A 23,865-nucleotide genomic window follows, 5' to 3' on the forward strand; every position below is an offset into this window, starting at 1 on the left:
CCCTCGCCCAGCACGAACCCGGCGAAGCTCGCCGTGAACGCCGGGTTCGGCGCGCCGTAGAGCCGCGCCACGTCGTCCGCCGTCACCGTCAACGGCGCCGGGTTCACCGTCAGCGTGCCGGGCACCAGCACGAGGCCGTAGCCCTGCACCGCGCCACGGGCGGTCAGGCTCGCCACCGGCGTGGTCGTGTAGCTGCCTACAGTCGCATCCGCCTGCGCGCCGGCACTGGTCGCGGCGGTGCCCCCGACCAGGATGTTGGCGAGCGGCGCATCCTTCGGCCGGAGCCCGCTCGCATCCGTGGTCGCACCGGGCGTGACGGCGGTGCCGTAGGTCTTGCTCAGCGTCTCCGCGGTGACGGTGATCACCGGCTGCTCGGCGTAGACGATCCGGTTGCCGGCGAGCACGTTGAGCGTCGCGACCTGGCCCGCGATGTCCGCGCGTGCCGGATCGGCATAGTCGAACGGACGGTTGTAGAGATCGAACTCCGCGGTGGTCGGCTCGGTGCCGAGCATGGCGTCGAAGGTGTCGAGGAACAGCAGCCAGCGCCCGTTCGGTGCGGCGAGCGCGCCGGCGCCGGCCTGGTTGTCGAAGCCGCGCCCGGCCGCGATCACCACCGCGTCGCCGGCTCCCGTGCCGGTGACCGTGGCGCCGGGGGCGAGGGTGACCCGCTCCTCGGACACCAGCGTCGCCTGACTGGCGACCACCGGCGCGTTGAGCGTGATCTCGCCCGTGCCGCGCGTATCGACGCGCAGGCCGACCGGCGAGGTGTAGCTGCTCGGCGTCGTGGCCGCGCCCGGCCCCGCAACCGAGGGTTCGAGCGTGAAGTCGTTGCCGGGGGCGAGATTGAAGATCGGCGACACCCCCGCGATGATCGCCCCCGCGACCGTCACCTCGCCGCCGTTGCCGGTTGCGGGATCACCCGCCCTCACCTGACCGTTCCACACCTGCTCGGGCGCGCGCATGGTCAGGTCGGCGCCGTTGAGCGCGAACACTCGCCCGGGACTGCCCGGCGCCCCGTCCTGCACCAGGATTCGGCGGCTCGCTTCCATGGTGAGCGATCCGCCGTTGCCCGCCACCACCTCGGCGAACGCGTTGCCGCCGCTGCCGCCCACCACGCGGATGTCGGGGGCACGCAGCGTCATCGCGCCGGTCTCGCTGCGCACCCGCGCCCAGGAAGTGCCGCTGCCGCCCAGCACCTGGATCGACACGCCGCCGACGATGTCAAGCGGGCCGCTGTCGGTCTGCACCCGCACATTGCGGGTGCTGGCGGCGGCGGTGCGTCGGATCAGCACCGACCCGCGGGTCGCCTCCAGCCTGAGCGCGCCGGACTGCGTGGTGATCTGGACGTTGCGGTCGTTGCCGGCGTTCGAGGCGATCAGGTTGCCGGTTTCGGCGCGGAGCGTGACCGCGCCTGTGCCCGAGGCGACCACGTTGTGGTTCACGGTCAGGGTGCGGCCCGTGTCAAACGCGATGTTGCCGCTGCCGGAACTCGTCACGGGCCCGCCGATCGTGGTGTCGCGCAGCGCGCGCGCCTCCAGGCTGCCGGCGCCGGAGGTGGTGATGGCGACGTTGTTGTTGATGGCAAGGTCGTTGTCGGCGAACAGGGTCAGGTTGCCCGCGCCGCTCCAGGCGATCGCGCTCGCCACTGTCAGGTTTCCGGGCTGCGATCCGGGCAAGGCGGTCGTCACGGTGACGTCGCCGCCGCCGTTCAGCGTGCCGACGATGCCCGCCGCCATCGCGGCGTTGATGGTGATGTTCACCGGATCGATCAGCCACTGCCCGCCCGGCCCGGCCGCGACCGACGCCGCATCGCCGATGTCCACGAGTTCGACCGCCGAGGTCTCCGCGAAGCCGCCCGAGACGGGTCCAGTGACGTCGATCGCGCCGTCGAACCGCGTCGCCCGGTCGGCCCAGAGGATCACGCTGCCGCCCGTGCCCACGCTCGCGCGTGCCTCGATCCGCGCCCCGGCCTCGACCGTCGCGGTCTCGGCGCGGCGCAGCGTGCCCGTGCCCTGGCGGTCGCCGCCGATGCGGACGCTGCCGCCGGCGTCACGGCCTGAGGCCGTCACCCGTGCGGTCGAGGCGACCTGGAGATGCTGGCCCGTGACGGTCACCGACCCGCCGCGCGTCGCCCCGGACGCATCGAGATTGCCCGCGACCCGTACCGTGCCCTCGCCGCGGCCGACGAGCTCGATCGTGCCGCCCGCGCCGTCGGCCGAGGCGGCGCGGATCACGCCCGAGGTGTTGATGGCATTGGAGAGCAGGCCCGAGGCGGTGCCGGCGGAGAGCACCACCCGCCCGCCGCCGGCATCGATCAGTCCCGTGTTCTCGACGCCCGCATCGGCCCGCCCGGCATCGCCCGAGACCGCGAGCTGCACAACGCCGTCGCCGGCGAGATCGATCGTCGTGGTCTCGCCCGAGGCGAGGGCCACCGTGCCGCGCCGGGCGACGATGGTGCCGCTGTTGGCCACCCGCCCGCCCACCAGCGCGGCGAGCCCGGCCTCGCGGACCGTGATCGTGCCCTGGTTCTCGACCCGCGCGCCGGCCGCCTCGCCGCCGCGCATGGTGATCCGGCCGTCGGCGGCGAAGCGGGCCGCATCGACCGTCTGGCTGGTCGCGACCAGGTTGCCGACATCGACCCGCGCCGTGCCCGAGAAGACGACGCCGTGGGTGTTCTGGATGATCACGGTGCCCGGGGCGGTGATCTGCCCCGCGATCGTGCTCTCCCGGCCGGAATGGACGCGGTTGAGGGTCGCCGCCTGCGCGCCCGGCTGGTCGAAGGCCACGCGGTGGTCGCGTCCGACATCGAAGCTGCGCCAGTCGATGATCGCCCGGTTGGAGGACTGGTGCACCCGCGTCTCGGCCGCGGTGGCGCTGATCGCGGCGGAGCCGTGCGCGACCGTGCCGCCCTGCGGTGCCTGGGCCAGCGCGGGCGCGGCCGCCAAGGCTGCCGCGGCGGCTCCGGCCAGGAGCAGGCTGCGATGCGAGGGACGGGTACCCGGACGGGATTCCACTTTTCCGTGCAATACCATGGCATACACTCGCGATTGAGGCGGCGTTAACGAAGCATTTACCTGCGGATGATTTCCGAGTGCAACCTCTATTTTTTAGACGATTCTGTCCCCGGACGCTGACAATACACGCAACAGCGTGCCGCGACGGCCCGCGCTGCAGCCGCGTTAACCGGCCGCTTACCCATCCCAGGCCACAACCGGGCGCAGACCAGACGTAGCGCCAGAAGGGCGCTCTTCGGAGCGGCCCGGACATGCGACGGTTGAGGATTGGGCTTGCCTGTGCGCTCTCCCTCCTCGGCACCGTCGGGGGAGCGGGCGTCGTCCCGTCGGCGGCCGGCAGGCAGGCCGAGGCCGTGCAACAATCCCCTGTCGTCGTCTCCGGGCGGGCCGATCCACTGGCCCTGCATGTCACGGTGATCGTGCCGCGCGCGATCGGCTCCGCCTTCCTGCTGGAGCCCGGGGTGCTCGTCACGGCCGGCCATCTGGTGAAGGGACTCGAACCGGGCGCCCGCGTCACGCTGCGCGCCGATCCTGCCCGGGCGGCGGCCGGCGAGGCCGTGCTGATCGCGGTCAGCCGCGACCTCGATCTTGCGCTGCTGCGCCCGCCCGCCAGCTTCGCGCTCCCGCTTCCCGAGGCCGATGCGACGATGGCCGCCTATCGGCCGCTCTCGGCCGCCGGCGCCGTGCCGGTCCGCGACCCGGCCGTGCTGGCGCAACGCCGTCGGGTCGAAGGCTCGGCCACCGGGGATACGATGCGCATCCCCGGCATCGGCCCCGGGCTGATCGCCCGCCTCGCCGGGGTCGCACCCGGCTTCTCCGGCGGACCGGTGCTGGACGATCGCGGCCGCCTGGTCGGCATGATCGTCGCGATCCGCCACCGTCCCGCATCGGGCTCGGCCTTCGCGCCGCGCCAGCCGGCCTCGGCCACCACGGTCGAGGAGGCCCTCGTCCTGCCGGCCGCCGCGATCCGCGCCGAGGCCCGCCGCCTCCTGGCGACGCGCACCGCCAGCCTGCGGTGAGGAAAAAGCGTCCGGACGTTCAGCCCGGTGCGACGAACCCCGGAAAGGCCCGCTCCTCGGGCGCGACCATCACCGAGGTCACCGGCCAGGCGACGGCCAGGGCCGGATCGTCCCAGCGCAGACCGCTGCCCGACGCCTCCGCCGCGGCGAGGCGCAGCACCGTCGTGCGCTCGGCGAGCGCGACGAAGCCGTGCGCGCATCCGGCGGGCACGACCAGCCCTGGCCCGGACACGGTCAGCTCCACCCCGACCGAGCGGCGGAACGCCGGGCTCTCGGCGCGCAGATCGACCGCGACCGCCCAGACCCGGCCCTGCACGCAGCGCAGCATCACCTGATCGGGCGCGCGATAGAGGCCGCGCAGGGCGCCCTGGCCGGCAAGCCGGAACAGCTCGACCCGGGCGAGCCGGCCCCGCAGCGTCGGCGGAGCGTCGCCGGCCGCGTAGATCGGCTCGGGCCCGCCATCCGCACCGCCTGGGCCGGTGGCGACCAGCACGCCGGGCACAGAGGTGGCATGGAAGGAGAGCGTCATCGGCGGCGGACCCTCGGCTGGCACGGGACGGGCCGCGAGTGTCGCGCGCGCCGCGCCGCCCCGGCAAGCCGCGCGCCACGCCCCCGCGACAGCGCCGGCCGTTTGGCGTAGAAGCCCGCGCATGTGCGGCATCGCCGGTCTTCTCGCCCCCGGGCTCGCGCCGGAGACGCTCGCCGGACGCGCGCGCGCCATGGCCGCGGCCCTCGCCCATCGGGGGCCGGACTCGCACGGGATCTGGACCGACGATGGCGGCGGCCTCGCCTTCGCGCATACCCGCCTCGCGATCGTCGACCTCTCGCCGGCCGGGCACCAGCCGATGGTGTCGTCCTGCGGCCGCTACGTGATCGCCTACAACGGCGAGAGCTACAACGACGCCGAGATGCGCGCGGCCCTGCCGCCGCACAACTGGCGCGGGCGGTCCGACACCGAGACGATCCTCGAGGGGTGCGCGCGCTGGGGGGTGGAGGAGACGGCGCGGCGGCTGAACGCGATGGCCGCCTTCGCGCTCTGGGATTCCGAGGAGCGCCGGCTCTGGCTGGTGCGCGACCGGGTCGGGATCAAGCCGGTCTATTACGGCCAGTTTCCGGGCCTGTTCCTGTTCGGCAGCGAGCTCAAGGCGTTGCGCGCGATCCCTGGATGGACGCCGGAGCTCGATCCGGCCGTGCGCGCGGCCTATCTGCGCTGGGGCTACGTGCCCGGGCAGCACGCGATCTATCGCGGTGTGGCCAAGCTCGAACCCGGCTCGATCCTGTCGGTGCGCGCCGGCGAGGCGCCGCGCCTCAGCCGCTACTGGGATGCGCGCGACATCGCGCGCGCCGGCATCGCGCGCCCGCTCGCCGTCAGCGAGGACGAGGCTGCGGAGCAACTCGATGCGCTGCTGACCGACTCGGTGCGCCGCCAGCGCGTCGCCGACGTGCCGCTCGGCGCGTTCCTCTCGGGCGGCGTGGACTCCTCCACCGTGGTCGCGCTGATGGCGAATGGCAGCGTGCCGCGCAGCTTCACCATCGGCTTCGACAGCGCCGAGCATGACGAGGCGCCGCACGCCGCAGCCGTGGCGCGCCATCTCGGCACCGACCACACGGTGATGACGGTCGGCGAGGCGGAGGCGCTGAAGGTCGTCCCGACCCTCGCCGACATCTACGACGAGCCCTTCGCGGACGTCTCCTCGGTGCCGACCGCCGTGGTCTGCCGGCTGACGCGCGGCCAGGTGACGGTGGCGCTGTCGGGCGACGGCGGCGACGAGCTGTTCTCGGGCTACACCCGCTACGTGCAGGGGCTGGCGATCTGGCAGCGCCTCGGCCGCATCCCCGCCCCGCTCCGCCGCGCCGCCGGCGCGGTGCTGCGCGCGATCCCGCCCTCCGCGGGCGACGCGATCGCGCGGCTGCTGCCGCAGCGTTTCCGTGTCGCCACCGCCGGGCACCGCATCAACCGGCTCGGGGCGGTGCTGGCCGACGGCACCTTCCCGGGCCTCTACGGCGAGATGATCCGGCTCTGGCCGACCCCGCCGGTGCAGGCGCCGCCCGCCGCGGAAGCCGCCCCGCCCGCCGTGCCGCCGGGCCTCGCGCCGCTCGACCACATGCGGCTGTTCGACAGCCTCGCCTATCTGCCCGACGACATCCTCGCCAAGGTGGATCGCGCCTCGATGGCGGTCTCGCTCGAAGTGCGCGTGCCGCTGCTCGACCATCGCGTGGTGGAGTTCGCCTGGTCGCTGCCGCCGGCGCTGAACGGGGCCGAGAACCAGGGCAAGCGGATCCTGCGTCGCGTGCTCTACCGCCGCGTCCCGCGCGAGCTGATCGAGCGGCCGAAGCGCGGCTTCGCCCCGCCGGTGGGCGCATGGCTGCGCGGGCCGCTGCGCGACTGGGCCGAGGATCTGCTCACCCCCGCGCGCCTCGCCGAGGGCGGGCTCGATCCGCAGCCGATCCGGGCGCTCTGGGCGCGGCACGTGTCGGGCGCGGTGAACGAGCAGTACCGGCTCTGGGCCGTGCTGATGCACGAGTCCTGGCGGCGGCGGTGGCTCGCGTGAGCCTGTGCGCGTCCTGCATGTGATCACCGGCCTCGGCCAGGGCGGGGCCGAGACCATGCTGGCGAAGCTGATCGAGGCGCTGCCGGACATCACGCATGTGGTGGTGCCACTCGCGCGCGATCTGGCACTCGGCCCCCGGATCGCGGCGGCGGGGGCGCGCGTCGTGCCGGTCGGCATGCGCGGGCCGCTCGGGCTGCCGGCGGCGGCGGCGCGGCTCGCGGCGCTGATCCGGCGCGTCCGGCCCGACGTGATCCAGTCCTGGCTCTATCACGCGGATCTCGCCGCCACGCTCGCGCGCGCGGTGGCCTTCGCGCGCGCGCCGCTCGCCTGGTCGTTGCGGTGCTCGGACATGGATCTCGCGCGCTACGCGCCGACCACGCGGCTGGTCGTGCGCGCGCTGGCGCGACTCTCGGGCGTGCCGGCGGTGATCGCCTCGAACAGCGAGGCGGGCCTGACGTGGCATCGCGGGCTCGGCTACCGGCCGCGCCGCACGATCGTCATTCCGAACGGCTTCGATACGGACCGGTTCCGTCCCGATCCGGCGGCGCGCGCGCGGCTCGGCGCGATGCTCGGCTGGCCCACCGACGCGATGATCGTCGGGCTGGTGGCGCGGGTCGATCCGATGAAGGACCATGCGGGGTTCCTCGCCGCGCTAGAGCAGACGCCGCCCGCGCTGCGCGCGGTGCTGGTCGGGCGCGGCACCGAGGCGCTCGCGATCCCGCCCGCGCTCGCCGGGCGCGTCCTCGCCCTCGGGCCGCGCGAGGACGTCGCCGCGCTGACACCAGGGTTCGACATCGCCTGCCTCGCCAGCCGGTTCGGCGAGGGGTTTCCCAATGTGCTCGGCGAGGCGATGGCCTGCGGCGTCGCCTGCGTCACGACCGATGTCGGCGACGCCGCGGCGATCGTCGGCGACGCGGGCGTGGTGGTGCCGCCCGGCGATCCGGTTGCGCTGGCCGAGGCGCTCGCGGCACTCGCGGCCGACCCGGACCGGCGGCGCGCACTCGGCGAGGCCGGCCGCGCGCGCGTGCTCGCCGACTACGCGCTGCCGGCGGTCGCGGCGCGCTACGCGTCGCTGTGGCGCGGCCTCGCCGCCGGCTGAGCCGGGATCAGAACGACAGCGGGGTCGCCTGCTTCACCAGCGGCAGCCCGCGCACCGCCTCCAGCACCTCGGGGCGCACGGGCTCGTCCACGCTGACGAGGCAGATCGCATCGCCGCCCGGCGCGTTGCGGCCGAGGTGGAAGGTCGCGATGTTCACCTGCGCCTCGGCGAGCGTGGTGCCGAAGCGGCCGATGAAGCCGGGCTTGTCCTCGTTCGTCACGTAGAGCATGTGGCGCGAGAAATCCGCCTCGACCGGGATGCCCTTGATCTCGACGAGCCGCGGCCGCGCGCCCGCGATCAGCGTGCCGGCGACCGCGCGCGTGTCGCGATCGGTGGTGACGGCGATCCGCACCAGGGTCTGGTATTCGCTCGGCCGGTCGTGCACCGCCTCGGTGATCTCGATCCCCTTCTCGCGCGCCGCGTGCGGCGCGTTCACCATGTTGATCCCCTCCATCAGCGGACCGAGCAGCCCGGCGAGCGCGGCCGCGGTCAGGGGCGTGTGGTTGAGCTGCGCCGCCGCCCCCTCGTACTCGATCGTGACCGAGCGGAACCCGCCGTCGCGCGCGACCGAGAGCTGACCCGCGAAGGCGCCGAGCAGCCGGCAGAGCTCCATGTAGGGCTTGAGCCGTGGCGCGTCCTCGGCCGAGACGGAGGGCATGTTGATCGCGTTCTGCACCGCACCCGTGAGCAGGAAGTCGCTCATCTGCTCGGCGATCTGCAGCGCGACGTTCTCCTGCGCCTCCGCCGTCGAGGCACCGAGATGCGGCGTGCAGACGACGTTCTCGAGGGCGAAGAGCGGGCTCTCGGTCGCGGGCTCGGTCTCGAACACGTCCAGCGCCGCGCCGGCGACATGGCCCGACACGAGGGCCGCATGCAGGTCGGACTCGACGATCAGCCCGCCGCGCGCGCAGTTGATGATGCGCACGCCGCGCTTCATCTTCTGGATCGCGCGCGCATCGATGATGTTGCGCGTGCCCTCGGTGAGCGGCGTGTGCAGGGTGATGATGTCGGCGCGCGCGAACAGGTCGTTCAGCTCCACCTTCTCCACGCCGAGGGCGACCGCGCGCGCCTCGGACAGGAACGGGTCGTAGGCGATCACCTTCATCTTCAGCCCGACCGCGCGATCGGCGACGATCGAGCCGATATTGCCGCAGCCGATCAGGCCGAGCGTCTTGCCGTAGAGCTCGACGCCCATGAAGCGGTTCTTCTCCCACTTGCCGGCCTTGGTGGAGGCCGACGCCTCGGGGAGCTGGCGGGCGAGCGCGAACATCAGGGCGATCGCGTGCTCGGCCGTGGTGATCGCGTTGCCGTGCGGCGTGTTCATCACCACGACGCCGCGGGCGGTGGCGGACTTCACGTCCACATTGTCGACGCCGATGCCCGCACGGCCGACGACCTTCAGGTTGCGCGCGACCGCGAGCAGCTCGGCCGTCACCTTGGTGGCGGAACGGATCGCGAGCCCGTCATAGTCGCCGATGATGGCGCGCAGCTCCGCCGGGCTGAGGCCGGTCTTGACGTCCGTCTCGATGCCGCGCGCCTGGAAGATGGCGACCGCGGCGGGCGACAGCTTGTCGCTGATCAGAACCTTCGGCATCAGGGGATCACTCCGCGGCAGGAACGATGGCGAATCGGGCGGCGACCGTGTCGGCGGCCCAGTCGAGCCAGGGCAGCACGGCCTCGATGTCGGCGGTCTCGACCGTCGCCCCGCCCCAGAGCCGGAGCCCCGGCGGCGCATCGCGATAGCCGCCCGCGTCCAGCGCCACGCCCTCCTTCTCCAGCAGCGATGCGATCGCCTTCGCCGCCTCCGCCTGGGTCTCGGCGGGCAGGCGCGCGAACCAGGGCGCGGTGATCGACAGGCAGATCGAGGTGCAGGAGCGCGTCGCCGGATCCTCGGCGAGGAAGGTGTAGTTGGGTGTCGCATCGATCCAGCGCGCGACCGCGGCGAGATTCGCCTCCGCGCGCGCGATCAGCGCCGGCAGACCCCCGATCGCCTCGGCCCAGCGCAGCCCGTCCAGCGCATCCTCGACGCAGAGCATCGAGGGCGTGTTGATCGTCTCGCCCTTGAAGATGCCCTCGATCAGCTTCCCGCCCGAGACGAGCCGGAACACCTTCGGCAGCGGCCAGGCCGGCTTGTGGCTGAGCAGCCGCTCCACCGCGCGCGGCGACAGCGCCAGCATCCCGTGCGCCGCCTCGCCGCCCAGCACCTTCTGCCAGGACCAGGTGACGACATCGAGCCGATCCCACGGCAGCGCCATCGCGAACGCCGCCGAGGTCGCGTCGCAGATCGCGAGGCCCTGCCGGTCGGGCGCGATCCAGTCCCCGTTCGGCACGCGCACGCCCGAGGTCGTGCCGTTCCAGGTGAAGACGACGTCGCGCGACCAGTCCACGGCGCCGAGATCGGGCAGACGGCCGTAGGGGGCGGACAGCACGCGATGCTCCAGCTTCAACTGCTTCGCGACATCCGCGGCCCAGCCCTCGCCGAAGCTCTCGAACGCGAGCACATCGACCGGGCGCGGGCCGAGCAGGGTCCACATCGCCATCTCGACCGCGCCGGTGTCGGAGCCCGGCACGATGCCGAGCCGCCACTCGGCCGGCAGGCCGAGGATCGCGCGCGACCGGTCGATCACCTCGGCGAGCTTCGCCTTCGGTCCCTTGGCGCGGTGGCTGCGCCCGAGCGCGGCGCCCTCCAGCGCGGCGAGCGACCAGCCCGGCCGCTTGGCGCAGGGGCCGGAGGAGAACCGCGGATTGTGGGGACGGACAGACGGATGCGTGGCGTCGTGCGCCATGGCGGATGCTCCCTTCCAGAAGCGAAGCGTCCCGGTGGGGGGACGTGACCCGCCGTGGCGCTTACTCCCGCGCCGGCCGCAACGCAAGCATGACTTTTGTCAAGTCGCCGCTTAAGCGGGTGTTCAGCCTCGCGGCCTAGGGTCGGGCCATGCCGCCTGCCCCATTGCCGCCCGATGAATTCGAACGCCTGACAGCCTTGCGCGCGCTCGAGATCCTCGACACGCCCGCGGATGAGCGGTTCGACGTGTTCACCCGGCTCGCCGCCCGCGCGGCGGGAACGCCGATGGCGGCGCTGTCGCTGCTGGATGCCGATCGGCAGGTGCTGATCTCGACGGTGGGTCTGGCCGAACGCGAGATGCCGCGCGATATCTCGTTGTGCGGCTACACGATCCTCACGCCTGACCGGCCCCTGGTGGTTCCTGACGCGACGCGCGATCCGCGCTTCGCCGACAATCCCATGGTCGCCGGCCCGCCCGGCATCCGGTTCTATGCCGGCATGCCCGTGCGCGGCCCGTCCGGCCATGCGCTGGGCGCCCTTTGTGTGGCGGACCTCTCGCCGCGCATCCTCCCGCCAGAGGTGATGGATACGCTCGCCGATCTCGCCCGCGGCGTCGCCGATGCAGTCGCGATGCGCGGCACCACCCGGCGCCTCGCCCGCCTCGCCGCCTCCGATACGCTCGCCGCGCTCGCCGATGCGACCACGTTCGATCAGTGGCTGCGCGACCTCGTGACACCCCACGGCGTGACGCCCCATGCCGTGCTCTGCGTGGACCTCGACCGGTTCGCGACGATCAATCATCTCTTCGGGCATGGCGCCGGCGATGCCGTGCTGGGCGAGGCGGTGGCCCGGATTGCGGGGGCGCTCGGCGGCAGCGACCTGCTCGCGCGCCTCGGCGGCGACAGTTTCGCCGTGCTGGTGCGCGATCCTGCGGCAGCGGCCGCGACCGCCCACCGCATCCAGGCTGCATTCTCCCGCCCCTTCGCGATCATGGGCCAGCCGTTCCCGCTCAACGTCTCGATCGGCGCGGCCACGTGCCCCCACGACGACCAGAACCCCGAGCGCGTTGCCGAACTCGCCGAGCTCGCGCTGGTCGCGGCCAAGGCGCGCGGTCGCAACCGCGTCGCCCTCGCGCGCGACTGCCCCGACGAGATCGCTCACCTGCATCCGCGGCGCGGGCCGAAGGGCATCGCCAGCGCGCTGCGGGCCGCCCTGATCCCGGGCGGGCAGGAACCGTTCAGCCTGGCCTGGCAGCCGGTTGCCCATGCGGCGACCGGCGCGCTCACCGCGCTCGAGGCTTTGATCCGCTGGCCACGTCCGGGGCGCAAGCCCCTGATGCCGGGCGAGTTCATTGCCGTCGCGGAGGCGCGCGGCCTGATCGCGCCACTGGATCGCTGGGTGCTGCGCACCGCCTGCACCGAGGCGGCGCGCTGGGCTGTAGCGGCGCCGCTCGCGGTCAACGTCTCGCCGCCCAACCTGTTCCTCGCCGACAGCGTTCGCTTCGTCGAGGGGGTGCTGCGCGAGAGCGGGCTCGCGCCCACGCGCCTCACACTGGAGGTCACCGAGGGCGTGCTCATGCACGACAGCGCCGCGGCACTCGCCGCGATCAACAACCTGCGCGCGCTTGGCGTGCGGGTGGCCCTCGACGATTTCGGCGCCGGGCACGCCTCGTTCGGCTATCTGCGCGACTTCCCCTTCGACAAGATCAAGCTCGACCGCGAGCTGGTGGCACGCGCACCCGCCTGCCGCCGCTCGCTCGCGCTGCTGCGCGCGGTGCTGCGGCTCGCGCGCGATCTCGGCGCGGCGACGGTGGCGGAGGGCGTGGAGACGGAAGCCCAGGCCGCTTTCCTGCGCGCCGAGGGCGTGGACTCGTTGCAGGGCTGGCTCATCGGCCGGCCCGGGCCTGTGCCGGCCGAGATCGTGACGGGTCTCGGCGCGCCCCGCCGCGCGCCGGACTGGATCCAGGCCGAACCCCAGGGCACGCCACGCCGGCGGGGCACCCCGCCGCGGCTGAGGCCATCGCGCGCCGCCGGCTGACGGCTCACTCCGCGTCGAGCCCGACGATCTCGCCGCGCGCGTAGAGCCGCGCCGCGCCGCCCATCAGCACGCGCGCGCCGGCGAGGCGGCAGTGCAGCACTCCGCCACGACGTGACGCCTGCACACAGGTGAGCCGGTCGCGGCCGAGCCGCGCGGCCCAGTACGGCACGAGCTGCACATGCGCGGCCCCCGTCACCGGATCCTCCGGGATGCCGATCTTCGCCGCGAAGTAGCGACTCACCACGTCCGCCCCGTTGTCGCCCGGCGCGGTCGCGATCAGCCGCGACGTCTCGCCCGGCAGCGCGGCGACGCGCGCGTGATCGGGGGCGAGGCGGCGCACGGTGTCGGGCTCGTCGAACACCGCGATCCAGTCGCGCGCCTTCCACACCTCGCGCGGGGCCGCGCCGAGCGCCTCGACAAGCCCGGCAGGCGCCTCCGCCCGCGCGGGCGGATCGGCCGGGAAGTCGAGCACGTAGCGCTGGTCCTCGCGCGTCACGCGCAGCTCGCCCGAGAGGGTGCGGAACGTGAAGGGCGGGGCGAGGCCGCGCTCGGTGTCGAGCACGAAGGCCGTGGCGAGCGTGGCGTGGCCGCAGAGGGTGACCTCGATCGTGGGCGTGAACCAGCGCAGACGCAGGCCCGCCGGTTCGGCGACCACGAAGGCGGTCTCGCTGAGATTGTGCTCGGCGGCGATGCCTTGCAGCACCGCGTCCGGCAGCCAGGCCTCGAGCGGCACGACCGCGGCAGGGTTGCCGGCGAAGGGCCGGTCGGCGAAGGCATCGACGATGTAGAGCGGCAGACGCTGCATCATGCGCGCGACAGCGCGGCGAGCCGCGCCGGATCGACCGTCACCGCGTGGTTGAGCGGCCCGTGCCCCCGGCCATAGCCGGGGGCGGAGGCCATCGCCATCAGCACGTAGTGGCGCGCGCGGATCACCGCATCCCGCAGCGTCATCCCCTGGGCGAGACCCGCCGCTATCGCCGATGCCAGCGTGCAGCCGGTGCCGTGGGTGTGGCGCGTCTCGACGCGCGCGCTCTCGAAGGTCTCGATCCCCTCCGCCGTGGCGAGCAGGTCGGTCACCCGTTCGCCCGGCAGGTGCCCGCCCTTCACCAGCACCGCGCGCGCGCCCATCCGCAGCAGCGCCTCCGCCGCGCGGCGCATGCCGTCGAGATCCAGGATCGCCGCGCCCGCGAGCGCCTCGGCCTCGGGGACGTTGGGGGTGATCACGGCGGCGAGCGGGAGCAACAGGCGTGTCAGCGCATCGACCGCGCTCTCCTCCAGCAGCCGGTGCCCGCCCTTCGCCACCATCACCGGATCGACCACGATCGGCACCGGCGGATCGAGCTCGCCCAGTTCCTCCGCCACCGCCTCGATCACGGCGGCGTCGTGCAGCATCCCGGTCTTGACCGCATCGACGCCGAGATCGGCGAGCACCACGTCCATCTGCTCGCGGATGAAGCCGGGCGGCACCGGGAACACGTTCGAGACGCCCTCGGTGTTCTGCGCCGTCAGCGCGGTGATCGCGGTCATGGCGAAGGCATCCAGCGCGGTCACGGCCTTGATGTCGGCCTGGATGCCCGCGCCGCCGCCCGAGTCCGACCCGGCGACGATCAGCACGCGCCCCTTCACGCTGCCTCCTCGTGGCCGATCACCGCCTCGATCACGCCGACCAGCGCATCGAGCACGCGCTCCATCAGCGCCTCGTCCTCGGCCTCCGCCATCACCCGCACCAGGGGCTCGGTGCCGGAGCGGCGGATCAGGAGCCGCCCCTTCCCCGCCAGCGCGGCCTCGGCCTCGGCCACGGCGCGGCGCACCGAGGGATGCTCCAGCGGTGAGACGCCCCGGTGGCGGACATTGCGCAGGCGCTGCGGCAGCGGCTCGAACTGGCGGCAGACGGCCGAGGCGGGCTTGCCGGTCTCGACGATCACGGCGAGCACCTGCAAGGCCGCCACCAGCCCGTCGCCGGTGGTGGCGAAGTCCGACAGGATCACGTGGCCCGACTGCTCGCCGCCCAGGTTGAACCCGGCCTCGCGCATCCGCTCGGCGACGTAGCGGTCGCCGACGTTGGTGCGTTCGAGCGCGAGCCCGCGCGCGGCGAGGAAGCGTTCGAGCCCCATGTTGCTCATCTGCGTCGCGACCACGCCGCCGCCGGCGAGCCGGCCCGCGCGCGCCCAGGCATCGGCGATCAGCGCGAGCAGCTGGTCGCCGTCCACGATCCGCCCGGCCTCGTCGGCGAGGATCAGCCGGTCGGCATCGCCGTCGAGCGCGATGCCGAGATCGGCCCCCTGCGCCACCACCTGCGCGCGCATGTGCTCGGGCACGGTGGAGCCGCAGTCGCGGTTGATGTTGAACCCGTCGGGCTTCACCGCGAGCGGGATGACGGTCGCGCCGAGCTCGGCGAGGATCGTCGGCGCGACGCGATAGGCGGCGCCGTTGGCGCAATCGACGACGATGCGCAGCCCGTCGAGCCGCAGCGTGCGCGGGAAGGTCGCCTTGGCCGCCTCGATGTAGCGGCCGGCCGCGTCCTCGAGCCGCTGCGCGCGGCCGAGCTCGGCCGGCGGGGCGAGCGCATCCGAGAGCGAACCGCCCTCCATCAGCCGCTCGATCTCGGCCTCGGTGGTGTCTGAGAGCTTCCAGCCATCGGGGCCGAACAGCTTGATGCCGTTGTCCTCGAAGCTGTTGTGGCTGGCCGAGATCATCACGCCGAGATCGGCGCGCAAGCTGCGCGTCAGCATCGCGATCGCCGGCGTGGGCAGCGGGCCGACCAGCATCACGTCCATGCCCATGGAGATGAAGCCGGCCGTCAGCGCCGGCTCGACCATGTAGCCGGAGAGGCGGGTGTCCTTGCCGATCACCACGCGATGGCGGTGCGCGGGGTCGGCGCGGCGGAACGCGACCGCGGCCGCCTGGCCGAGCAGCAGGGCAGTGCCCGCCTCCATCGGCGGGGTGTTGGCGCGGCCGCGCACGCCGTCCGTGCCAAACAGCCGCCGCGTGATGCCCTTGCCGCCGTCCATCGCCGTCTCCTTCGTTCAGGCTCCGCTCAGCCGCCCGCGATCGCGCGCCAGACCCTGAGCGCCTGCACCGTCTCGGCCACGTCATGCACCCTGAGGATCGAGGCTCCGTTTATCGCCGCCCAGAGCGCCGCCGCCAAGCTTCCCGGCAGCCGCGCCTTGGGGTCGGGCGCGCCGCCGTAATGGCCGATGAAGCGCTTGCGCGACGCGCCGACCAGCAGCGGCCGGCCGAAGCCGCGGAACAGCCTGAGCCGTCGCAGCAGCTCGAGGTTGTGCTCGGCGGTCTTGGCGAAGCCGAGTCCCGGATCGAGGATGATCCGCCCGCGCGCGATCCCCGCCTGTTCGGCGGCGGCGAGCCGGTCGGCGAGCTCGTCGTGCACGTCGAGCGCAACATCGTCGTAGGTCGCGAGCGCGTTCATGGTCGCGGGCGTGCCGCGCATGTGCATCAGCACCACCGGGCAGTCGGCATCGGCGATCACGCCCGCGGCGGCCGGATCGTGGGTCAGCCCGGAGACGTCGTTGACGATGCGCGCGCCGGCGGCCAGCGCCGCCTGCATGGTGGCGGCATTCCGCGTATCGACCGAGACCGGCGCGCGCCCGGCCAGCGCCGCCACCACCGGCACGATCCGGCCGATCTCCTCGGCCGGCGGGATGCGCTCCGCGCCCGGCCGTGTGCTCTCGCCGCCGATGTCGAGGATGTCGGCGCCGGCGTCCACCATCGCCTCGCCGGCAGCGATCGCGTCATCGGCCCGGAAGTGATCGCCGCCGTCCGAAAAGCTGTCCGGGGTGACATTGATCACGCCCATCACCAGGGGCCGGTCGGCTGGCAGGCCGGGCAGGATCGGCGGCGGCGCGGCCTCGCAGGCGGCGGCGAGCGCGGCCCACGCGGCAGGCACCTGCGTCACGACGCGGTCCTCGAGGACGCGCGTGCCCTCGCGCAGGATCAGCCGGCTCGCGCCGCCCGGCAGCGGCTCGAGATAGCGCCGCGGCAAGCGGCCTCAGACGTTCGGCTGCGGCTGCGGCCCGAGGGCGCCCGGGGCGCCGCCGGATTTCGGGACGCGCCCGGAGGTCGGCACCGAGGCGCGCCGCTGGTCGGGCTGCGGCGCCTCCTCGGCCGGCTTGCGCACGATCTGCTCGCCGGCGAGCAGCGCCCGGATCTCCTCGCCCGACAGCGTCTCGAACTCGAGCAGGCCCTTGGCCAGCGTGTCGAGATCCTCGCGCCGCTCGGTCAGGATGCGCTTCGCGGTGGCGTAGGCCTCGTCGATGATGCGCTTGATCTCGCGGTCGATCTCCTGCGCCGTCGCCTCGGAGATGTGTTTCGACTGCGTGACGGAATGGCCGAGGAACACCTCCTGGCTGTTCTCGCCATAGGCGATCATGCCGAGCTTGTCGGACATGCCCCACTCGGTGACCATGCGCCGCGCCTGGTCGGTCGCCATCTTGATGTCGCCGGCGGCCCCGTTCGACACGCGGTCGGGGCCGAACACGATCTCCTCCGCCGCGCGTCCACCCATCGCCATGGCGAGCTCCTGGAGGAGCTTCGACTTGTGCTTGGAGTAGCGGTCGCCTTCGGGCAGCGACATCACGAGCCCGAGCGCGCGGCCGCGCGGGATGATGGTCGCCTTGTGCACGGGATCGCATTCGGGCATCGAGAGCGCGACCAGCGCATGCCCCGCCTCGTGATAGGCGGTCATGCGCTTCTCCTCCTCGCTCATCACGAGCGACTTGCGCTCGACGCCCATCAGGACCTTGTCCTTGGCCTGCTCGAACTCGGCCATGCCGACCACGCGCTTGCCGAGCCGCGCGGCCAGCAGCGCCGCCTCGTTGACGAGGTTGGCGAGATCGGCGCCCGAGAAGCCCGGCGTGCCGCGCGCGAGCGTCTTCGGATCGACATCGGCGGCGAGCGGAACCTTGCGCATGTGCACGCGCAGGATCTTCTCGCGCCCGTTCACGTCCGGGTTCGGCACCACCACCTGGCGGTCGAAGCGGCCGGGGCGCAGCAGCGCGGGGTCGAGCACGTCGGGGCGGTTGGTGGCCGCGATCAGGATCACGCCCTCGTTCGACTCGAACCCGTCCATCTCGACCAGAAGCTGGTTCAGCGTCTGCTCGCGCTCGTCGTTGCCGCCGCCGAGCCCGGCGCCGCGATGGCGGCCGACCGCGTCGATCTCGTCGATGAAGATGATGCAGGGCGCGTTCTTCTTGCCCTGCTCGAACATGTCGCGCACGCGGGATGCGCCCACGCCCACGAACATCTCGACGAAATCCGAGCCCGAGATGGTGAAGAACGGCACGTTCGCCTCGCCGGCGATCGAGCGGGCGAGCAGCGTCTTGCCGGTGCCGGGCGGGCCCACCAGCAGCACGCCCTTGGGGATCTTGCCGCCGAGCCGCTGGAACTTCTGCGGATCGCGCAGGAAGTCGACGATCTCCTGGAGCTCGCCCTTGGCCTCGTCGATGCCGGCGACGTCGTCGAAGGTGACGCGGCCCTGCTTCTCGGTCAGCAGCTTGGCGCGCGACTTCCCGAAGCCCATGGCCCGCCCGCCGCCCGACTGCATCTGGCGCATGAAGAAGATCCAGACGCCGATCAGCAGCAGCATCGGGAACCAGGAGAGCAGGTAGTGGAAGATCGGGTTGACGTCGCTCTCCTCGGGCTTGGCCACCACGCGCACGCCGCGCTCGGTCAGGCGCTGCACCGTCACCGCGCCGGAATCCTGCGGCAGGAAGGTCTGGAAGGTGCGCCCGTCGGTGAGCTGGCCGGTGACGACCCGGCCCTGGATCGTCACGTCGCGCACCTGGCCGTTGTTCACCTCGTTCAGGAAGTCGCTGTAGGCGACCTGGGTCGCCATCGTGCGCTGGCTGGACGGCTGGAACAGGTTGAACAGCGCGACCAGCAGGAGCGCGATGATCACCCAGAGGGCGAGGTTGCGACCGAAATTGCTCACGCGGGTGGTGTCCTCATCTGCGGCGCGTCAGGTCGCGCCCCATGCCCTCAAGATGGGATTGCCGAGCCCGGCGCCAATGCCGGACCGCCGGATGCCGCCACACGACCCGTTGCGGACGCAGCAACCGGCTGCGGGGGCCTGAAGACCGCGCGCATCGTCCCTCCGAAGCGGCCTGCATCATACCCGATCGGCGGCACCGCGACCAGCGTCGCGCCGTCGCGCAGCGCCGGCAGGGTGACGAGGACCACGCGGGGCCATGCGCGCGCATGCCGGTCTGCCCGCGCGAGCGCCGCCGCCTCGCCGCCGAGCGCGCCGACCGTCAGGCCCGGGGGCGCCTCGACCTGCCAGCGCCCGTCCCAGCGCAGCCGTCCGTCCGGCGGCACGATCGCCGGCCCCGCGACGGCGGCCGGCTCGCGGCAGACCAGCCAGGTCCCGCGGCCGGGCCGGAGCAGGCAGCCGGCGGCCGTGCCCGCCGCACCGTTGCGCAGCCGTGCCAGCAGGGCCTTGACCCGCGCCGTGCGCACCGGCTGGGCATGGCCGCCGATCGCGCGCAGGAGCGCGGCAAGGACGGCGGTCGCGGTGGTGTCGTCCGCCGCCACGAGGCGCGCGACATCGAGGCGCGCGCAACCCTGCGGCAGCAGCGCGACCGCCTCGGCAAGCAGCCGGTCGCGCGCCCTTGCCGCCGCCGCCCGCGCCACCGCCGCGGCGGCGGCCACCTCGGCGAGGGCGCGCACCCCGACCCCCTCGCCCGCCTGATCGGCGAGCGCCGCGCGCAGCCGCGCGCGCACCGAGCCGGCGGCGTTCGAGGGGTCGACGATCCAGGGCTGGCCCGCCGAGCGCAGGGCGTCGCGCAGCGCGCCCGGACTGACGCCGAGCAGCGGCCGCACCAGCCGCACGCGGCCCGCCGGGCGCGAAGGCGCCATGGCCGCGAGCCCGCCCGCGTGCGAGCCGCGCAGCCTCCGCACCAGCACGGTCTCGGCCTGATCGCCGCGGTGGTGCGCGAGCAGCAGATGGAGGCAGCCCGCCTCGGCAGCCGCATCGGCCAGGGCGGCGAGGCGTTCCGCTCGCAGCGCCTCGGCCGGGCGCGGCCCCGCAGGCCGCAGGGCCAGACGCCGCACGACGATACCGCGCGCGGCGAGCCATGCCTCCGCCAGCGCCGCTTCGGTCGCCGCGGCTTGCCGCACGCCATGATCGAGCACGAGCGCCAGCACCTGCCCGCCGCGCGACGCGACCCACTCCCGCGCCAGCAGCGCGAGGGCAAGGCTGTCGGGCCCGCCCGACACCCCGACGGCGAGCCGGGGCGCGGGCTCGAACGGCCCCGCTCCCGCGAGCGCGGCGGCGAAGGCCTCGTTCAGCAGCCGAGACGTGACCGCTCGCGCTCCATCGCCTCGCGCACATCGGGGCGCATGTCGGTGTGGAAGTCGGAGGCGAGCTGGCGGAACACCTCGCAGGCCGAGGCGCGCTCGTTGATCGCGCCGAGCGAACGGCCGAGGCCGAGCAGGATGTCCTGCCGGCGCGACCGGTCGGTCACGCGGCTGCGCGCATCGTCGAAGGCCAGCGCCGCCTGCATGTGCTCGCCGCGGCCCGACAGGGCCTGGGCGCGGATGTGATAGGCCTCGCCGACGCGCGGATCGCGCGGGTAGGTGGCGATGAAGGCCTGGGCCTCGCGCTCGGCCGTGGCCCAGTCGCGCCGCTGGAGGGCCTGTTGGGCGGCGGTGAGGATCTGCGCCTGGGTCCGGACGGCGGGGGCCTGGGCGGGTGCCGCGGGCGGGCGGGGCAGGCTGGCTTGGGGTTGGGCGGGCGGCTGCGCCTGGGCAGGGGGCTGGGCGGGCCGCTGCGCCGGCGTCGCGGCCTGCGGCGCCGGGCGGCGCGGCGCCCCGCTCTCCAGCTCCTGGAGCCGGAAATCGGCATCCGCCTGGTTCTTCTCCACGGTCGCCTGGAGCTCGCGCAGCGCGTTCTGGGTCTCGTCCGACCGCCCGCGCAGCAGCCGGACCTCGGTCTCCAGTGCGGCGACCCGATCGAGCAGCCGGCTCAGCAGTTCCTGCTGGCCCTCGGCGGCCGTGCCGGGGCCGGGGCGCGGCGCCACCGCCACCGGCGCACCGAGCGCGGAGCCCCCGCGCGCCTGCAACGCCTGGAGGTCGCGGCGCAGCTCCAGGATCTGGTTCTGCAGCGCAATGGCCTCGCGGCTCTCGATCTGGCCGAGGGCCGGGGCGGCGAACAGCACGAGAAGCGGGATCAGCCTGAGCGTGCGCATGGATCGCTGGACCTTCCTTCCTCCGATGCGGCCTCGGCCGCCCGCTTACGGCGCGACGCACGCCACCGCAAGCGACGCAGGCGCGAGCATGCGGGGCATGAACGACGAAGGGCGGCGCGGGATGCCGCGCCGCCCTTCCCCCGACCTCGGAGCCGCGTCAGCGGACCGAGGTGATGGCGACGCGGTTCTGCGCCCAGGCCTCCTCGTTCGAGCCGAGGGCGATCGGGCGGTCCTTGCCGTAGCTGATCGTGCTGATGCGCGCGGGCGCCACACCGAGGGCGACCAGCGTGTCGCGCGCCGAGTCCGCGCGGCGCTGGCCGAGGGCGAGGTTGTACTCGCGCGTGCCGCGCTCATCCGCGTGGCCGGCGATCTGCACCACCACCGCGCTATGCTGGCGGAGCCAGGCGGCCTGACGCTCGAGCGTGGGGCGCTGATCGCCGCGGATGTTGTAGCGGTCGAAGTCGAAGAACACCCGGTCGCCGACATTGGCGACGAGGTCCTCCTGCGACCCGGGACGCGGCCCGGTCGCCTGGCCGGCGCCGGTGGCCGCGCCGGACTGGTCGGGCGTGGACTCGCAGGCGACGACGAAGGCCAGCGCTGCGACGGGGGCCAGCAGCTTCAGTTTCATGAGAGGCGTACCTTCTCCATGGGGGACGTGCGGTGGGGGATCTGCGGTCATTCGCGCTACCCGACTCCGGGCGCAACCAGATCGCGGCGATAGCGTGAGCGTTCGTGTCGGGTCAAGCTTGGGCGGGATTGTGGCGGATCAGGGGATCAATGGTGACCATGCCGGGTCGGAGGCATCGGTCGGCGTGGCGAGCGCGCGCTCGTTGAAGCCGGTGATGTCGATCGAGGCGAGCCGCGCCGAGTAGCCGGTGCCGCGCGCATCCCGCGCCGGGGTCTCCCGGAAGAACGCGAGCACGCGGCCGTTCGGCGCGAACGTCGGGCCTTCCATCTGGAACCCCTCGGACAGGATGCGCTCGCCCGAGCCGTCCGGGCGCATCACCCCGATCGCGAAGGTGCCGCCGGCGATCCGGGTGAAGGCGATCAGGTCGCCGCGCGGCGACCACACCGGCGTCGCATAGCGACCCTGGCCGAAACTGATGCGCCGCACGTTCGAGCCGTCGGCGTTCATCACGTAGAGTTGCTGATTGCCGCCGCGATCGCTGTTGAAGACGATCTGCTGGCCATCGGGCGAGAAGCAAGGGCTGACATCGAGGGCGCCGGTGCTGGTGAGCTGGCGCTCGCGGCGCGTGCGCAGATCGACCAGGTAGATGTTCGCGTTGCCGCCGCGGATCGCCGAGAGCAGCACCGAGTTCCCGTCGGGGCTGAAGCGCGGGGAGAGCGTCATGCCCGGGAAGTTGCCGAGCAGGCTCTGTCGGCCGCTGTCCACATCGAGCAGATAGACGCGCGGCTCGTTGCGGAAGAACGACATGAACGCGACCTGGTTCACGCTCGGGTGGAAGCGCGGCGTCAGCGCCAGCCACTGCCCGTCGGTCAGGAAGCGGTGGTTCTCGCCGTCCTGGTCCATGATGGCGAGGCGCTTGACCCGGCGGTCGCGCGGCCCGCTCTCGGCCACGTAGACGATGCGGGTGTCGAAATAGCCCTTCTCGCCGAGCAGGCGCTCGTAGATCGCATCCGAGCAGATATGCGCGATGCGGCGCCAGTTCGGCACGCTGGTCGTGAAGGCCGTGCCCTGGAGCTGATTGCCCGGCAGCACATCCCAGAGCCGGAACTCGACGCGCAGCCGGTCGCCCTGCTGGTCCACCTTGCCGGTGACCAGGGCCTGCGCGCCGATCGCGCGCCAGTCGGCGAAGCGGGGCGTGGCGTCGGGCGCCTCCTGGAGGAAGGCGCGCCGGTCGATCGGGCGGAACAGGCCGGAGCGGGCGAGATTCGCCGTGATCACCTGGGCGATCTGCGCGCCATGGGGCTGGGCGCCGGCGAAATCCGGGATCGCGATCGGCATCGGATCGGTGCGGGCGCGGGTGATGTCGATCACCGGTCCCTGGGCCCGCGACGTGCCGGGCAGACCGAGGGCGGCCACGGCGGCGAGCCCGGCCAGAAGGCCGCGCCGGCCGAAGGACAGCGCCTCCAGCGCCTCATAGTGGCGATCGGTGAGCAGTCGATCGGTCATCGGGACCTCTTGCGGCTCGGCCGGAGTCGCGGCCGGCGGGTGCACATAGCGCAGGGGATCAACGCGGTCGATGGACGGCCGGTTGCAGTCGCGTGAGCGGGCAGCGGCTCAGCGGACAAGCCCGCGTGCGTTGAAGCGGAACACGGCGGTCTCGACGGTCGGTCGCTTCTCCGGCGGGATCGGCAGCGGGTTGCAGCGCGGGGACAGGAGGGCGCGCTGCGCCGTCTCGTACACCGTGCGCCAGCGCGGATCGCCCGTGTTGGTCGGCCCGGCAGGGCGCACCTGCACGACCGATCCATCCGGGCGCAGCCGCACCTGGAGCTCGACGACGATCTCCTCGAGCCCGCGCATGCCGGCATCGACGTTCCAGCAGCCCTCGATCAGCTCGCGCAGCCCGTCGATCTCGCCGCGGGTGAGCCCCGGGGTGGGCGCGGTGCCGCCCGGCGCGCCCGGGGTCGGCGGGCGCCCCCCCTGCGGCGGGCTCGGGCGTGGCGGCTGCTGCTGCGCCTGCTGCTGACGCAGCCGCTCGAGCGTGTTCTGGAGCGCGGTCGAGCCCTCCTGCGGCCGCTGCACCGGCGGGGTCTGCACGGGCGGCGGCGGCGCAGGCGGCCGCGGCGGCGGTGGCGTGGGGGGCGGCGGGGTCGGCGGCGGCGGGGGAGGAGGCGGCGGCGCGGGCGTGGGTTCCGGTGCCGGCACGGGCGGCGGCGGGGGAGGAGGAGGCGTAGGCGGCGGCACCGGGGCCGGCGGCTCCGGCGCCGGGGGCGGCGGCGGGGGCGGGGGCGGCGGAGGCGGCGCGGGCTCCGGGGTCGGCGCGGGCTCGGGCGTGGGCTGCGGCGCGGGCTCGCTCGGCGCGGTCGGGGTCTCGGCCGGCGCGGTCGGCCCCATCGCGATCACCAGCTCGACCGGGATGCCCTGCTCGACCGGCTCCTCAAAGCGTTTCGTTGACGAAACGCCAAGCAGCAGCGCCATCAGCACCAGAAGGTGCAGCCCGCCGGAGAGGAGGAGCGAGCGCCGCACAGGCCCC

The 23,865-nt window shown here is 73.6% G+C and carries 18 protein-coding genes; 4 read left to right on the top strand and 14 right to left on the bottom strand.

Annotated elements, in window-relative coordinates:
• On the bottom strand, positions 1-3,014 hold a 3,014-nt coding region (locus F563_RS0100005), incomplete at its 3' end, for a two-partner secretion domain-containing protein (RefSeq protein WP_162140552.1).
• A gap of 353 nt (positions 3,015-3,367) precedes the next feature.
• Between F563_RS0100005 and F563_RS0100010 the strand changes: the two genes are divergently transcribed.
• Positions 3,368-4,033, top strand: coding sequence for a S1 family peptidase (locus F563_RS0100010; protein WP_162140553.1), 666 nt, complete (start codon positions 3,368-3,370; stop codon positions 4,031-4,033).
• A gap of 19 nt (positions 4,034-4,052) precedes the next feature.
• Here the strand turns inward: F563_RS0100010 and F563_RS20970 are convergent, their stop codons facing one another.
• Positions 4,053-4,562, bottom strand: a complete 510-nt coding sequence (locus F563_RS20970; protein WP_019012575.1) for a dTDP-4-dehydrorhamnose 3,5-epimerase family protein — start codon at positions 4,560-4,562, stop codon at positions 4,053-4,055.
• A gap of 121 nt (positions 4,563-4,683) precedes the next feature.
• Here F563_RS20970 and asnB point away from each other — a divergent pair, with 121 nt between their 5' ends.
• Positions 4,684-6,585, top strand: a complete 1,902-nt coding sequence (asnB, locus tag F563_RS0100020; RefSeq protein ID WP_019012576.1) for an asparagine synthase (glutamine-hydrolyzing) — start codon at positions 4,684-4,686, stop codon at positions 6,583-6,585.
• A gap of 4 nt (positions 6,586-6,589) precedes the next feature.
• A complete protein-coding gene (locus tag F563_RS0100025) occupies positions 6,590-7,684 on the top strand; it encodes a glycosyltransferase (RefSeq protein WP_019012577.1) in 1,095 nt (364 codons plus the stop codon).
• Positions 7,685-7,691: 7 nt separating this feature from the next.
• Here the strand turns inward: F563_RS0100025 and serA are convergent, their stop codons facing one another.
• The gene (gene serA, locus F563_RS0100030) at positions 7,692-9,278 is read right to left on the bottom strand and encodes a phosphoglycerate dehydrogenase (protein ID WP_019012578.1); all 1,587 of its coding nucleotides are present in this window, start codon (positions 9,276-9,278) and stop codon (positions 7,692-7,694) included.
• A gap of 7 nt (positions 9,279-9,285) precedes the next feature.
• Positions 9,286-10,470: a phosphoserine transaminase gene (locus tag F563_RS0100035; RefSeq protein ID WP_019012579.1), complete on the bottom strand. Its 1,185-nt coding sequence runs from the start codon at positions 10,468-10,470 to the stop codon at positions 9,286-9,288.
• A gap of 149 nt (positions 10,471-10,619) precedes the next feature.
• Between F563_RS0100035 and F563_RS23635 the strand changes: the two genes are divergently transcribed.
• Positions 10,620-12,506, top strand: coding sequence for a putative bifunctional diguanylate cyclase/phosphodiesterase (locus F563_RS23635; RefSeq protein ID WP_084596333.1), 1,887 nt, complete (start codon positions 10,620-10,622; stop codon positions 12,504-12,506).
• Positions 12,507-12,510: 4 nt separating this feature from the next.
• On the opposite strand, the gene F563_RS0100045 is transcribed toward F563_RS23635, so the two are convergent.
• From F563_RS0100045 to F563_RS25815, 10 genes are all read right to left on the bottom strand, one after another.
• Positions 12,511-13,314, bottom strand: a complete 804-nt coding sequence (locus F563_RS0100045) for a PhzF family phenazine biosynthesis protein (RefSeq protein WP_019012581.1) — start codon at positions 13,312-13,314, stop codon at positions 12,511-12,513.
• Positions 13,311-14,132, bottom strand: a complete 822-nt coding sequence (gene thiD / locus F563_RS0100050; protein ID WP_019012582.1) for a bifunctional hydroxymethylpyrimidine kinase/phosphomethylpyrimidine kinase — start codon at positions 14,130-14,132, stop codon at positions 13,311-13,313. The genes F563_RS0100045 and thiD overlap by 4 nt, the downstream gene beginning before the upstream one ends.
• A complete protein-coding gene (glmM, locus tag F563_RS0100055; protein WP_019012583.1) occupies positions 14,129-15,517 on the bottom strand; it encodes a phosphoglucosamine mutase in 1,389 nt (462 codons plus the stop codon). The genes thiD and glmM overlap by 4 nt, the downstream gene beginning before the upstream one ends.
• A gap of 26 nt (positions 15,518-15,543) precedes the next feature.
• Positions 15,544-16,506, bottom strand: a complete 963-nt coding sequence (folP, locus tag F563_RS0100060) for a dihydropteroate synthase (RefSeq protein WP_019012584.1) — start codon at positions 16,504-16,506, stop codon at positions 15,544-15,546.
• Between the two features lie 6 nt (positions 16,507-16,512).
• Positions 16,513-18,453: an ATP-dependent zinc metalloprotease FtsH gene (gene ftsH / locus F563_RS0100065; RefSeq protein ID WP_019012585.1), complete on the bottom strand. Its 1,941-nt coding sequence runs from the start codon at positions 18,451-18,453 to the stop codon at positions 16,513-16,515.
• Between the two features lie 47 nt (positions 18,454-18,500).
• Positions 18,501-19,736 (bottom strand): tRNA lysidine(34) synthetase TilS, encoded by a 1,236-nt coding sequence (tilS, locus tag F563_RS25055; protein WP_019012586.1) that lies wholly within the window; start codon positions 19,734-19,736, stop codon positions 18,501-18,503.
• 68 nt (positions 19,737-19,804) lie between these two features.
• Entirely contained in the window at positions 19,805-20,707 is a 903-nt protein-coding gene (locus tag F563_RS25060) for a tol-pal system YbgF family protein (protein WP_019012587.1), read from the bottom strand.
• Positions 20,708-20,864: 157 nt separating this feature from the next.
• Complete coding sequence (pal, locus tag F563_RS0100080; RefSeq protein ID WP_019012588.1) at positions 20,865-21,335, bottom strand: peptidoglycan-associated lipoprotein Pal; 471 nt, start codon at positions 21,333-21,335, stop codon at positions 20,865-20,867.
• Positions 21,336-21,473: 138 nt separating this feature from the next.
• Positions 21,474-22,841: a Tol-Pal system beta propeller repeat protein TolB gene (gene tolB, locus F563_RS0100085; RefSeq protein WP_019012589.1), complete on the bottom strand. Its 1,368-nt coding sequence runs from the start codon at positions 22,839-22,841 to the stop codon at positions 21,474-21,476.
• Between the two features lie 108 nt (positions 22,842-22,949).
• On the bottom strand, positions 22,950-23,858 hold the full coding sequence (locus F563_RS25815) for a cell envelope integrity TolA family protein (RefSeq protein ID WP_019012590.1): 909 nt from the start codon (positions 23,856-23,858) through the stop codon (positions 22,950-22,952).
• Between the last annotated feature and the right edge of the window lie 7 nt (positions 23,859-23,865).

Origin of the sequence: Elioraea tepidiphila DSM 17972 (assembly GCF_000378465.1) — a bacterium.
GTDB classification, from domain to species: Bacteria; Pseudomonadota; Alphaproteobacteria; order Acetobacterales; family Acetobacteraceae; genus Elioraea; species Elioraea tepidiphila.